Origin of the sequence: Brevibacillus sp. HB1.1 (assembly GCF_013332445.1) — a bacterium.
Lineage (GTDB): Bacteria > Bacillota > Bacilli > Brevibacillales > Brevibacillaceae > Brevibacillus > Brevibacillus porteri.
Genome location: NZ_JABMIV010000008.1, coordinates 235,170 through 248,580, shown reverse-complemented (window position 1 = coordinate 248,580; position 13,411 = coordinate 235,170). Strand labels below are relative to the sequence as shown.

Genomic DNA, 13,411 nt, shown 5'->3' with positions numbered 1-13,411 from the left:
AAGAAAGTTATGCTAATAGGAGGAGTCGTACATGTCTACACAGCCAACAACCGACATCGACCAATTGCTGCCGAAAAACTATGATCCAAAGGCAGCAGAGAACAAATGGTATCCGTATTGGATCGAAAAACAATTTTTCAAGGCAGAACGTGACCCGAATAAACGTCCGTTTACGATTGTCATTCCACCGCCGAACGTAACTGGTAAATTGCACTTGGGCCACGCGCTGGATACGACTTTGCAAGATATCATTACGCGTACCAAGCGTATGCAAGGCTACAGCGCCTTGTTCTTGCCAGGTATGGACCACGCCGGTATCGCAACCCAAGCGCGGGTAGAGGCTACCTTGCGAGAAGAAGGCATCTCTCGTCATGATCTGGGCCGCGAAAAATTCGTGGAAAAAGTATGGGAGTGGAAGCACATTTACGCTTCACATATTCGTGAGCAGTGGGAAACGCTCGGTCTTGCCCTAGATTACTCCCGCGAGCGTTTTACGATGGATGAAGGCTTGTCCCAAGCTGTACGCGAAGTATTTGTTCGCCTCTACGAAAAAGGCTTGATCTATCGCGGTAACCGTATCATTAACTGGGACCCTGCAGCCCGCACGGCTCTATCCGATATTGAAGTAATCTACAAGGAAGTAAAAGGTGCGCTGCATCACATGCGTTACCCATTGGCAGATGGCACCGGTTATATCGAAGTAGCTACAACCCGTCCGGAAACGATGCTCGGTGATACGGCTGTAGCGGTACATCCGGAAGATGAGCGTTACAAGGACATGATCGGCAAAACCGTGATTTTGCCAATCGTAGGACGCGAAATTCCAATCGTCGCTGATGACTACGTTGATCCTGAGTTTGGTTCTGGCGCTGTAAAAATTACGCCAGCACACGATCCGAATGACTTTGAATTGGGTCTTCGTCATCAGTTGCCACAAATCGTTGTCATGGATGAGACAGGCACGATGAACGAACTGGCTGGTATCTACAATGGCTTGGATCGCTTTGTATGCCGGAAGCAAATCATCAAAGATTTGACTGAGCAAGGTGTTATGTTCAAGGTTGAGGAGCATATCCATCAGGTTGGACATAGTGAGCGAAGCGATGCAGTCGTAGAACCATACCTTTCTACCCAATGGTTCATAAAAATGCAGCCTTTGGCTGACGAAGCACTGGCTAATGCAAATAGCCCTGAAAGTGTGAAATTCGTCCCAGACCGCTTCAAGACGAACTACCTGCGTTGGATTGAAAACATCCGCGACTGGTGCATCTCCCGTCAGCTTTGGTGGGGCCACCGAATTCCTGCATGGTATTGCGGAGATTGTAACGAAACGATTGTATCTCGCGCGGATGTGACTGAGTGCCCAAGCTGCCACAGCCACAAGCTGGAGCAGGACAACGACGTTCTCGATACATGGTTCTCCGCTGGTCTATGGCCGTTCTCGACTCTGGGCTGGCCGGAAGAATCCGAGGACATGAAGTACTTCTATCCAACGAATGTCCTGGTAACAGGCTACGATATCATCTTCTTCTGGGTTGCTCGGATGATGTTCTCAGGTCTTGAATTTACCGGGAAAAGTCCGTTTGAATCCGTCTTGATTCACGGCATTATTCGTGACTCTGAGGGCCGCAAAATGTCCAAATCACTCGGCAACGGTGTCGATCCAATGGAAGTGATTGAGAAGTACGGAGCGGATGCACTGCGATACACACTGGCGACAGGGAATTCCCCAGGGAATGACCAACGCTTCTATTGGGAAAAGGTGGAGGCAAACCGCAACTTCGCGAACAAGATTTGGAACGCGTCTCGTTTTGCCTTGATGAACCTGGCTGACTTCAAATACGAGGAAATCGATTTGAGCGGTGAGCTGTCTACACCAGACAAATGGATTCTCTCCCGCCTGCAAGCGACAATCGCAGATGTAACCCGTCTGTCTGACGCATTTGAATTCGGTGAAGCAGGTCGTGTGCTTTACAACTTCATTTGGGATGACCTGTGTGACTGGTATATCGAGATGGCGAAGCTGCCGCTGTACGGTACAGATGAAGCGGCGAAGAAAACAACCCAATCTGTTCTGGTGACGGTTCTGGATCAAACGCTCAAGCTGTTGCATCCGTTCATGCCGTTCATCACGGAAGAAATCTGGCAGGCATTGCCACACCAAGGCGAGAGCATCACAGTAGCACCTTGGCCAACTGTTAACGAGCAATGGATTTTTGCTGAAGCAGAAAGCGAAATGAACCAATTGATGGATATCATCCGTAGCGTACGCAACATCCGTGCAGAAGTAAACGTACCGATGTCCAAGAAAATTGAGCTCTTGATCAAGCCAAGCGATGCATTGTCCGCTGAGCGCCTGACACGCGGTGAACACTACCTCGCCCGTTTCTGCAACCCTGAGCGTCTGGAAATCAGCCTGAATCTGGCTACGCCTGATAAAGCGATGTCTGCTGTGATCACGGGAGCAGAATTGTTCCTTCCACTGGCAGGCTTGATCGATATCGAGCAAGAGCTGAAGCGCCTGGAAAAAGAAGTGGCGACACTCAACGACGAAGTGGAGCGCATTGAGAAAAAGCTCAACAATGCTGGATTTATGGCCAAGGCACCTGAAAAAGTAGTCGCAGAGGAAAAAGCGAAGATGGCAGACTACATGGATAAGCGGGATAAAGTGATTGCACGACTTGCCGAATTGAAGGGCGAATGATCCGCCATACCATCGCATATTTTTGAGAATGGAGCATTGTGGTATGCATGCAGAAGAAGGGTTTGTAGAATACACGCAAGCGCTCGACTGGCTGCATGGACTGCTCAGGTTCGGTCAACGGCCGGGGCTTGAGAGAATGCAGTGGGTTTTGGAGCAAGTAGGAAATCCTGAGCGGAGAATCCCATTTATTCATGTGGCTGGCACCAATGGAAAAGGTTCAACCTGCGCATTCCTGACGCAAATGCTGATGGAAGCGGGATATAGTGTAGGTACATTTACCTCCCCTTATTTGGTTGATTTCCGTGAGCGCATCCGTTTCAACGGCAGCATGATCGCGGAAGAAGATCTATTGCAGCTGGTAAATGAGGTTAAGGTATGGGTGCAACGATGCGAACAAGAAACAGAGTTCGGTTCCCCTACCGAATTTGAAGTGATTACGCTGATCGCCATTCTTTATTTTTCAAGAGTGGCGAGACCAGCGGTAGTCGTATGGGAAACAGGACTAGGCGGGCGATTGGATTCGACGAACGTCGTCCTTCCGCTCGTTTCGGTCATCACGAATATCGGCATGGACCATACACAAGTGTTGGGAGATAGCTTGGAAGATATTGCCCGGGAAAAAGCGGGGATTATCAAGCCGGGTGTTCCTGTAGTCACAGGTGAGGTTAGGCCAGAACTTCTCGAGGTTTTTGAGGAGCGCGCGAGACAAACAAAGAGTACGCTATACCATATAGGTGAACATTTCCAGGCAGAGCAGGTAGAGGAGCAGTTGAATGACCAACAGTTTCGTTACAAAAGCATTCACCGTCGTGCAGAAGCATCCTACCGTCTCACCATGAATGGCATTCACCAAACAACCAATGCAGCCGTTGCTTTGATGACCATTGATATCCTGCGGAATTACTTCTCTTTCTTGCTGGAGGAAGAAGAAATATCTCGTGGTTTGCAACAAACGCGTTGGCCTGGTCGTCTAGAAGTCATCTCTCCAAGACCAATGGTTATCTTGGATGGGGCACACAATCAGGAAGGAATGGAGGCGCTTGTAAGCAGTCTGGATCGGTTGTTGCCGGACGGAGTACAGTTGCATTTGCTCTTTTCTGGATTGGCAGATAAGCCGCTTGCCAAAATGGCAGAGTCGCTCGCACCAGTAAAGTCAAAAATCAAAAAGCTGCATGTGACGACCTTTGACTTCCCGCGTGCAGCCGAAGCCAATAGCTTACAAGAGTCGTTTTTAGCCGGTGGCTGGGAGCAAGAGTTTCTCGATGCAGTCCCAGACTGGCGGGCGTTTCTCCTTTCTTGGATGCGGGAGAAGCAATCAGCGAAGGCGGATGACTGGTTGGTCGTCTGCGGTTCGCTCTACTTCATCGCCCAAGTACGCGCATTCTTTCCCACTATAGTAGAAGAGGCAGGTGAATAGGGTGGATCAGGCCCAACACGTCCACTTTGTGGGCATCGGCGGTTATGGCATGAGTGCCATTGCCCGCGTCTTGATCGACCTTGGATACAAGGTAACCGGCTCCGATGTCGCCATGAATGATTTGGCGAAAAAGCTGGAAGCAAGAGGGGCGGTCATTCATATTGGCCATAATGCTGCCCACGTGGAGGGAGCAGACAGCATCGTATACTCCACCAGTATTTCCAAAGACAATCCTGAGGTGATCGCAGGTCAAACATTAGGGATTCCGGTCATGCACCGTTCCCAAATGCTTGCTCGCATATTGAATGAACGCACAGGAGTAGCAGTAGCTGGAGCACACGGCAAGACGACTACGACATCAATGATCTCTCACGTGCTGGAAGAGTGCGGTGTAGACCCGACTTTCATCATCGGCGGTGAATTGATGAGTGCTGGTACCAATGCAAAGGCAGGTACTAGTGACTATGTGATTGCCGAGGCAGACGAGAGCGACGGTTCCTTTTTGGAATACAGACCGATGTATGAAATTGTGACGAGCATTGAACCAGATCATCTGGAGCATTTCGATGGCGACTTCAACAATTTGAAACAGGCGTATGTCCAGTTCTTGAGCCATCTCAAACCGGATGGAAAAGCAATCCTGTGCATCGATGATCCAATCGTGCGCGAAGTCATGCCATCTGTTGAAAAAACGGTCGTGACATATGCAGTTGATCCGAATTTTACAGCGCAAGCGGGGTTTTCTGCCGTTTCAATTGAATGTGGTGATCGTTGCAGCAAGTGCCAAATTTATCGTCAGAATGAGCTCTTGGGTGAATTATGCCTCTCGGTTCCAGGCAAGCATAATATTGCGAATGCACTGGCTGCGATCATTGTTTGCCTGGATGCTGGCCTTTCTTTTGATAAAATTGCTAAGGCACTGTCTACCTTTAGCGGTGCCAAGCGCAGATTTCAAATTATCGGGGATGCACGAGGCGTCCTAGTCGTAGACGACTACGCGCATCATCCGACGGAAATTATCGCTACACTAAGCGGGGCAAGGGCATCGGGCAGACGTGTAATCGCTGTGTTTCAGCCACAACGCTACACACGCACGTATTTCCTCATGGATGAATTCAGCCGTGCCTTTGCAGAAGCAGACGAAGTGATTATCACAGATATCTACTCTCCAGCCGGAGAAGAAAAAATCGAAGGAGTCACCTCCGAGGTTTTGGTGCAAAAAATCCGCACCAACAGCCACCCACGTGCGCAGTACATTCCGACAAAGGAACAAATGCAAGAGCATGTCTTCAAAGGATTGCAAGAGGGCGATCTCGTGTTGACAATGGGTGCAGGAGATATCTGGAAATCCGCTTATTGGCTGGCTGAAAAGCTAGAAAAATAACGGATAGAGGCATATGAAGACTTGGAACCTACGGGTTTCAAGTCTTTTTATTTACTATCGGAAAGCTTTGGCATAATACTGTTAAGAATGATCTACCTAAAGGTTTTAAGAGGTATCGATAAACGAACAATGCTGGTGAGAAAAAAAGCACAGGGCTCGTAGACCTTGACAACGCCTACCCAGTCGGAACTACAAAAAGGGGACCACGCTTGTCGAACACTTCTCCCTTGAGAAACCTCCGCCCGTAGGGTGGCTTTGGCTCGACGGTCCCCGTTTTGTAGTGGAGACGGCCAGTGAATCGCCCTGTTGGCGTGTCAGAGTCGAAGAGAACTGTGCTTTTTCTTCTCCTCCACTATGTTGACTCAAACCAAAATATCCTTCATAGATTTTTTAATCAAAAATTAGTATCAGATACTAATATCTAGTGTTATAATCAGATCATAAAAACGGAAGGTGATGATCGGATGATGACAATGGCAAGCCCCTTCAAGTCGCGAATTACCGCTATCGGTACGTATGTGCCGAGTCGGGTTCTTACCAATACAGATATGGAAAAACTAGTGGAGACATCGAATGAGTGGATTTTACAACGAACAGGTATTCATGAGCGGCGTATGGCAAGGGAAGATGAATTTACCAGTGATCTGGCCATCGCAGCTATCCAAGATTTGATCGAAAACTATAAGAAGGATGTCCGTGATGTCGATATGATTTTGGTGGCGACCAGTACGCCAGACTATCCATTTCCAAGTGTCGCAAGCCAAATCCAGGCGCATTTTCAAGTCGAGCAGGCGGGAGCCATGGATCTCTCCGCTACCTGTGCAGGATTTACGTATGCGCTCCATGTGGCAAATGCGCTTATCAGCTCGGGCTTGCATCGCAAAGTGTTGGTAGTAGGTGCAGAAACGTTAACAAAAGTAACGGATTATACGGATCGTACGACGTGCATCCTGTTTGGGGACGGAGCAGGTGCCGTACTGCTTGAGCAGGACTCTACAGCTCCCGGTTTTTTGTCCGCCTATTTAGGCTCAAAGGGGGATGGTGGGATTCATGTATACCGATCGGGCTTGTCAACACATATGGACGGACGAGAATTGAGCGGGAATGGATGCATGGTTCAAAACGGGAGAGAAGTGTACAAGTGGGCTGTAACAACTGTTCCAAAGGGGATGCAGGAGGTAGTGAGCCGGGCGGGGAAAACGCTAGAAGATGTCGACTGGTTCATCCCGCACAGTGCCAATTTGCGCATGATCGAATCCATTTGCGAGAAGAGTCAGTTCCCTCTCGAAAAGACATTGTACAGTCTGACACATTACGGCAACACATCAGCGGCTACCATTCCATTGTCGCTCGCCTTGGGGATCAAGGAAGGCAAAGTAAAGGCAGGGGATACGATCCTGTTGTATGGGTTTGGCGGTGGTCTCGTCCACGCTGGCCTTTTGTTCACTTGGAATCCGTAAAACATGTTTATAAATCGAGAGACTGTCCAGAACATTCTGGGCAGTTTTTTTTGTCCCAGGAATGAAAGGTATTCTTAAGGACAGTTTTCGACTGGGGGAAGAAGAAATGGCCAACGCTGTGATATTATTCGGACTCTGCCTTTACCTCTCGTGGATAGATTTTCGTTATAAACGAATACCCAATTGTGCATTAAGTGCAGGATTTGTACTGATTTCTATTATGGAGTATGTTCTCTCTTCGCCGAGGGAATGGCTGATGGCTGGACTCTTTGCGATTCTCAGTTTACTGGTATTTGGATGGATCAGCTGGCACAGGCCGCTTGCGCTTGGGATGGGGGATGTGAAGCTGTTCGCGCTAGTCTGCTATGGACTTGGGATCCGCGATTTTGTTCTCGTTCTTACGATTGCGAGCTTGGCAGCTTTTCTCGTCTCTCTCGTTTTGTTGCTGATACGAAAAGTAAGTATCAAATGCGAAGTGCCGTTTGCGCCTTTTGTGACGATTGGCTTAGCTGTGATTTTGTATATGAGCAAAACCTCTTGAAATGGCATGGGGAATAGTAGTAGAAACAAATTTAATAGAATCACTAGATAGAAGTCATAACCCGTCCGAGCAAAACGTATGCTAGTACAAAGAGCCTGTGGCTAGGAGGGCAAGCGTATGAGCGGACAAAATAAAAATCGTGTGACGGTCAAAATGAACGGAAGGTTCTGGGATGAAAAGCGGGACGACACCCCAAAGGAAGCAAGTAGAAAGCGCACTCCAAATGATGATACGCCACGCGTTCGTTTCCAAGCACCTCCCTTGCTGTTTGCTGACCCGTTGAAGGAGAAGGGCAACGAAGCATGGGAACGGATGATGCAGCTACGTGGATCTGCCACGAAAGAAACGAAGCCGAATGTTGAATTCGATCAGACGACAAACGACTCCTATGAATCCGATTATTCCTTCGAGGATACCGAAGAGAAGGGATACAGGAGTAGTTCGGTGAGTCGGCTTGCTACGTTATGGCCAAAGGGGCCCTTTTGGCGCACGACTTTAACAACAGGCGGGGCTGTAGCAATTGGCCTCTTGTTCGGATTTCTTGTTTTGACAGTCTTTTCGCAAAAGGAGTTTTCTGAGTCATACGGAAATGTTCTGAGTGAAACGGTTCAGACACTGACCGCACCGGGTGCAGGCACTGAACAAACGGCTGGGAAAAATGGCGTGACAGGTCCGGCTTCGCCTAATGAAAGCCAGCCAACACAAGAGACACCGACGAATGGCAATGCAGTGGGTCAAAAAGCGATAGCTTTACAACTGCCAGCCGTAAACATGTACGTTGCACAGGCAGGAGTATTCCAGCCGGATGCGTCGCCGCAAACAGCTGTAGAACCACTGGAGAAAGCGGGGATTCCTCATTTGCTTTATAAGGACGCAAGCAAGCAGTACATGTTCGCTGCCGCTGCTCCTACAAGAGATGCTGTGCTAGGCTTTGCCGCCAGCCTGAAAAACAAAGGTATGGATATATACGTCAAAGAATTTTCCTTTCCCGCTTTTGAAGGGTCTGTCCCTGTCGGAAAAGCCGCTAACGCATCTGGTGACCCTAACGTGAAGGCCTTTTTCACCCACGGAGTCAAACTCGTCCAAACACTTTCGGCACAATCAGGGCTGATTATTACGACGGGTAAACTATCGCCAACGGCAAAAGAAACGGCAGAATTAAAAGAAATTCACCGCCAATTTCTGGAGGAAAGCCGTAAAATGGAAGCCAAGGAAGCCTGGAAGCCACTGCTAGATGGGATGGTAAATGGGGTGAATCAAGCGCTGGCAGCCAGGGACAAAATGGCAGAAGCAAGCGCAGGCAAAAAGGTGGAAAGCGCCGAATCCTATGCGTGGCAAGTACAGGCGGGTGTTCTTGCCTTTTTCGAGAGCTACGCAAGTTGGATGCAAAATGCACGTTCATCCACATAAATGCATGTTTATATGGTCTTCCGCAAGGTTTTCTTGCAGGAGGCCTTTTCTTTCTATACAGTAACTACCAAGAGCAATCAGGGATTGTTTCGCTTCTCCCCATTTGCTAAACTTATGTTTGGCAAAAAGAGAATCCCTTATAAAAAGGGAGTTGGGAAAATGGGGAAAGAAACGCTTACTCTCGTGTTTCTGTTGGTGAGTGGACTTTTGTTTGGCAGTATTATCGGGGAGATTTTAAGTCCCTGGCTACCTTTTTTGACCAAGAGCAAAGTGATTACTTGGTCGCCTGCGGCAGATTTAGAAATTTTGAAGTACGAACTGAACTTTCAGGTAAAACTAAATCTAGCCAGTATCGGAGGCTTAGCCCTCGCATTTTGGATACATCGACGGATAAAGTAGGTTGAAAAATGACGAAAAAAAATGTTCCTCTCATTCTGGCTTCATCTTCGCCGCGTCGAAGGGAGCTTCTGCAAGCTTTAGGTTTATCATTTACCGTTATCACCAGTGATGTAGATGAGACGACAGCAGAGCATTTATCTGCGAGCGAAGTAGTAGAAGAATTGTCTTTACGCAAGGCCAAGGAAGTGGCTTCTCGCTTGACGGAAGGCGTCGTTTTAGGATCTGATACGGTAGTCGTTCTTGATGGCCAAATATTGGGCAAGCCTGTTGATGAAATGGACGCATATCGTATGTTGTCCATGCTCCAGGGGCAAGAGCATACCGTTTATAGTGGAGTCGCCTTGATAGATGTGGAGACAGGCCGTGCGGAAGTCTCACATAGTCTAACACACGTAAGAATTCGAGCTTTAACAGAGCAAGAAATCAAGTCGTACATTGCGACAGGTGAGCCGATGGATAAAGCGGGCTCATACGCCATTCAGGGTATTGGAGCCACGATCGTGGAAGGAATAACCGGAGACTACTTCACAGTTGTTGGTCTTCCGTTAGGCCTGACGTCTACTCTTTTGACACGTTTTGGGATGCCGATTTTGTAAAGTTGTCATGCTTGAAGCAAGCGACGACGGCCATACGCCTCATGAACCTCTCCATGTCAGCCGTTTTCGATAATGTGAATATGGCTGGAGGCGGATATAAAATGGCAACAAATACCTGTAACAAAATGCTGTTGAAAAACGTCCCTTACTATGACCGTCCACGTGAACGACTGCTTCGCGAAGGAGCGGTCCATCTGTCTGATGCTGAACTTCTTGCCATTTTACTGCGGACAGGCAGGGAACAAGAGACGGCCCATCAGTTGGCTCAGCGCTTGTTAGCCAGGTTTGGAGACCTGCGTGGTTTAGCCCAAGCCTCTCATGCTGAGTTAACAGAGCTAAAAGGAATTGGTCCAGTCAAAGCGATTGAATTGCATGCTGCGTTTGAGCTTGGGCGTAGATTGATGGGAGTGCCTCGAGAGTATAGGGCTTCTATCCGTTTACCACGGGACGTAGCTGATTTGATGTCGCCAGAGCTTGCTCATTTGACACAGGAACATTTTGTCTGTCTCTTTCTGAATACCAAGAACCACGTGATTGGCAAGCAGACGATTTTCGTAGGCAGTCTGGACGCTTCCATCGTACACCCGAGAGAAGTCTTTAAAGAAGCGATCCGTCGTAGCAGCGCATCGGTGATATGCCTACATAACCATCCGAGCGGTGATCCGACACCTAGCAGGGAAGACATCGCGATTACGCATACATTGCGTGACGCTGGTGAACTGGTGGGGATTTCATTGTTGGATCATGTTATTATCGGGGAAGGCAAGTACATTAGTCTCAAAGAGCAGGGGTACTTGTAACATGTTTATACGCACAAGATTTTTCATCGAAACGTCTATGAATTCTTGAGCGCATGAAAACCTTCCACAAAAACGCGGTCGCTCTATCTTTTAGAGGCCTCGATAGAGGTTCTCTTATGCTTGTCATTTGGATTAATATTTGGAAGGAGTTTTTTTATGTTTGGTGGATTTACACGTGACTTGGGGATTGACCTCGGCACTGCCAATACACTTGTTTTTGTGAAGGGGAAAGGAATTGTGGTGCGTGAGCCTTCTGTTGTAGCGATTCGTACCAATAACAATTCCATTGAAGCAGTAGGGAATGCAGCGAAAAGTATGATCGGTCGTACGCCGGGTAATATCGTAGCGGTTCGTCCAATGAAAGATGGGGTTATCGCTGACTTTGATACAACTGCGACAATGATGCGCTATTTCATTAATCAAGCACAAAAAAATCAAGGGCTGTTTAGCCGTCGTCCAAATGTAATGGTCTGTGTACCTTCGGGAATTACTGCGGTGGAAAAGCGCGCAGTCGAAGATGCTACGAAGCAGGCTGGGGCGAAGGAAGCCCATACGATTGAAGAGCCGTTTGCGGCAGCGATCGGTGCAGACCTGCCAGTGTGGGAACCGACTGGAAGTATGGTCGTAGACATTGGTGGTGGTACGACAGAAGTCGCTATCATTTCTCTCGGGGGGATTGTTACATCCCGCTCCATTCGTGTGGCCGGAGATGAGATGGACGAGGCGATTATTCAGTACATCAAGCGCCGTTACAACTTGATGATCGGGGAACGGACAGCAGAAACACTGAAGCTGGAGATCGGCTCTGCGATTGCTCCTGATGAGGTCGAAAACGTTGACATTCGCGGTCGTGACCTTGTAACCGGATTGCCAAAAACACTCTCGGTAAGCAGCACAGAGATTGCCGAAGCATTGGCGGAAACCATTTCTGCTATTGTGGAAGCGGTGAAGGTAACACTCGAAAAAAGCCCGCCTGAGCTCGCGGCGGACATCATGGATCGTGGAATTGTACTCACAGGCGGCGGTGCGCTCTTGCGTAACATGGATCGCCTGATAAGTAAGGAAACGGGTATGCCCGTGCATGTTGCGGAAAACGCACTGGATTGCGTAGCGATTGGAACAGGTCGTGCATTGGAGAACATTCACCTGTTCAAATCCAAGCAAGGCATCACCTCTTCCCGACTAAAACGGGGTAAATAAACGGAGGGTAGGGCATGTCGTTTTTCGGGAATAAGCGGCTTATCATTGTACTTGTAGGCTTGGTCCTGCTTATCTCCGTCGTGGGCTTCACTTCTCGTGAACGGGTTAGCCTGACCTGGCCAGAAATGTTCTTTAAAGATACCTTCAGCGTGGTGCAGGGTTTTTTCTATCGCCCTGCCCAGGCTGTTTCTGGCTTTTTTCAGGAAATTGAAGAAGCGTACGGCGTATATGAAGAAAACAAGGCACTTAAGGCAAGCTTGGATCAATACGCCCGTCTAAGTGCTGAATTGCACACACTCAAAGCAGATAATCAGCGCCTTCGAGAAATGGTAGGGGCAAAAGATTCACTTAAATCTTACAACCTTCACTTTGCGGAAGTCGTGGCGAGAAACCCTGATACATGGAACAACGTCGTTACCATCGATCAAGGATTAAAAAGTGGCATTAAAAAAGATATGGCTGTCATTACAGCCAAAGGAATGATCGGGCGCGTACAGAGTGTTGCCAACTTTTCAGCTACGGTTGAATTGTTGACGAGCTATGAGCGACGTGACCATATCTCAGCGGATATTTTGACGGAGCAGATAGTCGACGGCAAACCTGTGTACCGTCAAATTAGTGGTGTCATTGAAGAATACGATCCGCAAGAAAGATTGCTCGTCATGCGCAAAATCCCTTGGGGACAAGCGATTAAAAAAGATCAGCAAGTGATCTCGTCAGGTTTGGGAGGAGTTGTCCCTCGCAATTTGCCGATTGGCTATATTGTTCGCGTAGAGCCAGATGATTATGGCTTGACTCAAACCGCCTACATCCAGCCAAGCGCTGATTTTTCACAATTGAATGAAGTCATGGTTGTGGAACGTGATTTTACAATCGCTCCCAATGGTGAATTGATCCCGCAACAGCCAGCCGGCCAGACACAAACACAGACAACTGTGCCTCCGGCTCCACCTGCTAGCGGGGGTGGTCAGTAATGGCTCGGTTTTTATTGACGTTGGGCGTAGTGGTCATGTTTGTTTTGGAAGGAACTGTGATGCAAGTATCTGCACCTAGTACATGGGGTCTGTCCTGGATGACGGTACCCCGGTTTGCGCTTGTGTGCTGCATCTTTATTTCGATGTATCTCGGTAGGCGCGAGGGCTTGTATTACGGGATCGCCTTCGGATTTTTACAGGATGTCCTGTTTGGGCAACTAATTGGAATCTATACCATGTCCATGATGGTGGCCAGCTACTTTGCAGGGATGATCGTTCTTTTGTTCCAGAGAGGATTCGGGATGGTTTTCATTACCAGCTTCCTGATTTTATTCGGACATGAGTGGCTTTTGTATTCCTTGTTCCGCTTGTTTTCCGCTGCCCCCTTCGATGTTCAATGGATTTTGACACATCAAATTTTGCCTAGTGTGTTGTTGAATCTCGCTTTTGGCTTACTGGTATACTTTCCGATCAAGAATGTATGCAACAAGATTCTGGCGAAAAAGGAAATGCACATGCAGTAAGG

Annotated in this window: 12 protein-coding genes; all 12 read left to right on the top strand. The window is 48.3% G+C overall.

What is annotated here, in order from left to right:
* The first annotated feature begins 31 nt into the window (after positions 1–31).
* The 12 genes from HPY27_RS20920 (at position 32) to mreD (ending at position 13,409) form a co-directional block, all read left to right on the top strand.
* The gene (locus HPY27_RS20920) at positions 32–2,704 is read left to right on the top strand and encodes a valine--tRNA ligase (protein ID WP_174225848.1); all 2,673 of its coding nucleotides are present in this window, start codon (positions 32–34) and stop codon (positions 2,702–2,704) included.
* A 43-nt stretch (positions 2,705–2,747) separates the two neighbouring features.
* On the top strand, positions 2,748–4,121 hold the full coding sequence (locus HPY27_RS20915; RefSeq protein ID WP_174225847.1) for a bifunctional folylpolyglutamate synthase/dihydrofolate synthase: 1,374 nt from the start codon (positions 2,748–2,750) through the stop codon (positions 4,119–4,121).
* Position 4,122: 1 nt separating this feature from the next.
* Positions 4,123–5,505 (top strand): UDP-N-acetylmuramate--L-alanine ligase, encoded by a 1,383-nt coding sequence (gene murC / locus HPY27_RS20910; RefSeq protein WP_017247528.1) that lies wholly within the window; start codon positions 4,123–4,125, stop codon positions 5,503–5,505.
* A gap of 464 nt (positions 5,506–5,969) precedes the next feature.
* A complete protein-coding gene (locus HPY27_RS20905; RefSeq protein WP_174225846.1) occupies positions 5,970–6,965 on the top strand; it encodes a ketoacyl-ACP synthase III in 996 nt (331 codons plus the stop codon).
* Between the two features lie 106 nt (positions 6,966–7,071).
* Positions 7,072–7,506: a prepilin peptidase gene (locus HPY27_RS20900; RefSeq protein WP_174225845.1), complete on the top strand. Its 435-nt coding sequence runs from the start codon at positions 7,072–7,074 to the stop codon at positions 7,504–7,506.
* 117 nt (positions 7,507–7,623) lie between these two features.
* Positions 7,624–8,916, top strand: a complete 1,293-nt coding sequence (locus HPY27_RS20895; RefSeq protein ID WP_174225844.1) for a hypothetical protein — start codon at positions 7,624–7,626, stop codon at positions 8,914–8,916.
* 159 nt (positions 8,917–9,075) lie between these two features.
* Positions 9,076–9,315, top strand: coding sequence for a DUF4321 domain-containing protein (locus HPY27_RS20890; RefSeq protein WP_069850743.1), 240 nt, complete (start codon positions 9,076–9,078; stop codon positions 9,313–9,315).
* A gap of 8 nt (positions 9,316–9,323) precedes the next feature.
* Positions 9,324–9,911 carry a Maf family protein gene (locus tag HPY27_RS20885; protein ID WP_017247533.1) on the top strand — a complete coding sequence of 196 codons (588 nt, stop codon included), beginning with the start codon at positions 9,324–9,326 and terminating at the stop codon, positions 9,909–9,911.
* Positions 9,912–10,012: 101 nt separating this feature from the next.
* A complete protein-coding gene (radC, locus tag HPY27_RS20880) occupies positions 10,013–10,711 on the top strand; it encodes a RadC family protein (protein ID WP_017247534.1) in 699 nt (232 codons plus the stop codon).
* 156 nt (positions 10,712–10,867) lie between these two features.
* A complete protein-coding gene (locus HPY27_RS20875; protein ID WP_017247535.1) occupies positions 10,868–11,911 on the top strand; it encodes a rod shape-determining protein in 1,044 nt (347 codons plus the stop codon).
* Between the two features lie 14 nt (positions 11,912–11,925).
* Entirely contained in the window at positions 11,926–12,885 is a 960-nt protein-coding gene (gene mreC, locus HPY27_RS20870) for a rod shape-determining protein MreC (protein ID WP_017247536.1), read from the top strand.
* Positions 12,885–13,409, top strand: coding sequence for a rod shape-determining protein MreD (gene mreD / locus HPY27_RS20865; protein ID WP_017247537.1), 525 nt, complete (start codon positions 12,885–12,887; stop codon positions 13,407–13,409). Before mreC ends, mreD begins: the two co-directional genes overlap by 1 nt.
* Positions 13,410–13,411 lie beyond the last annotated feature (2 nt).

Bases quoted from the DNA above. Each gene is read 5' to 3' on its own strand.
- HPY27_RS20885 (WP_017247533.1), top strand. From the start codon at position 9,324: ATGACGAAAAAAAATGTTCCTCTCATTCTGGCTTCATCTTCGCCGCGT.
- radC (WP_017247534.1), top strand. From the start codon at position 10,013: ATGGCAACAAATACCTGTAACAAAATGCTGTTGAAAAACGTCCCTTAC.
- mreD (WP_017247537.1), top strand. From the start codon at position 12,885: ATGGCTCGGTTTTTATTGACGTTGGGCGTAGTGGTCATGTTTGTTTTG.
- HPY27_RS20895 (WP_174225844.1), top strand. From the start codon at position 7,624: ATGAGCGGACAAAATAAAAATCGTGTGACGGTCAAAATGAACGGAAGG.
- HPY27_RS20875 (WP_017247535.1), top strand. From the start codon at position 10,868: ATGTTTGGTGGATTTACACGTGACTTGGGGATTGACCTCGGCACTGCC.
- mreC (WP_017247536.1), top strand. From the start codon at position 11,926: ATGTCGTTTTTCGGGAATAAGCGGCTTATCATTGTACTTGTAGGCTTG.
- HPY27_RS20890 (WP_069850743.1), top strand. From the start codon at position 9,076: ATGGGGAAAGAAACGCTTACTCTCGTGTTTCTGTTGGTGAGTGGACTT.
- HPY27_RS20900 (WP_174225845.1), top strand. From the start codon at position 7,072: ATGGCCAACGCTGTGATATTATTCGGACTCTGCCTTTACCTCTCGTGG.
- HPY27_RS20920 (WP_174225848.1), top strand. From the start codon at position 32: ATGTCTACACAGCCAACAACCGACATCGACCAATTGCTGCCGAAAAAC.
- HPY27_RS20905 (WP_174225846.1), top strand. From the start codon at position 5,970: ATGATGACAATGGCAAGCCCCTTCAAGTCGCGAATTACCGCTATCGGT.
- HPY27_RS20915 (WP_174225847.1), top strand. From the start codon at position 2,748: ATGCATGCAGAAGAAGGGTTTGTAGAATACACGCAAGCGCTCGACTGG.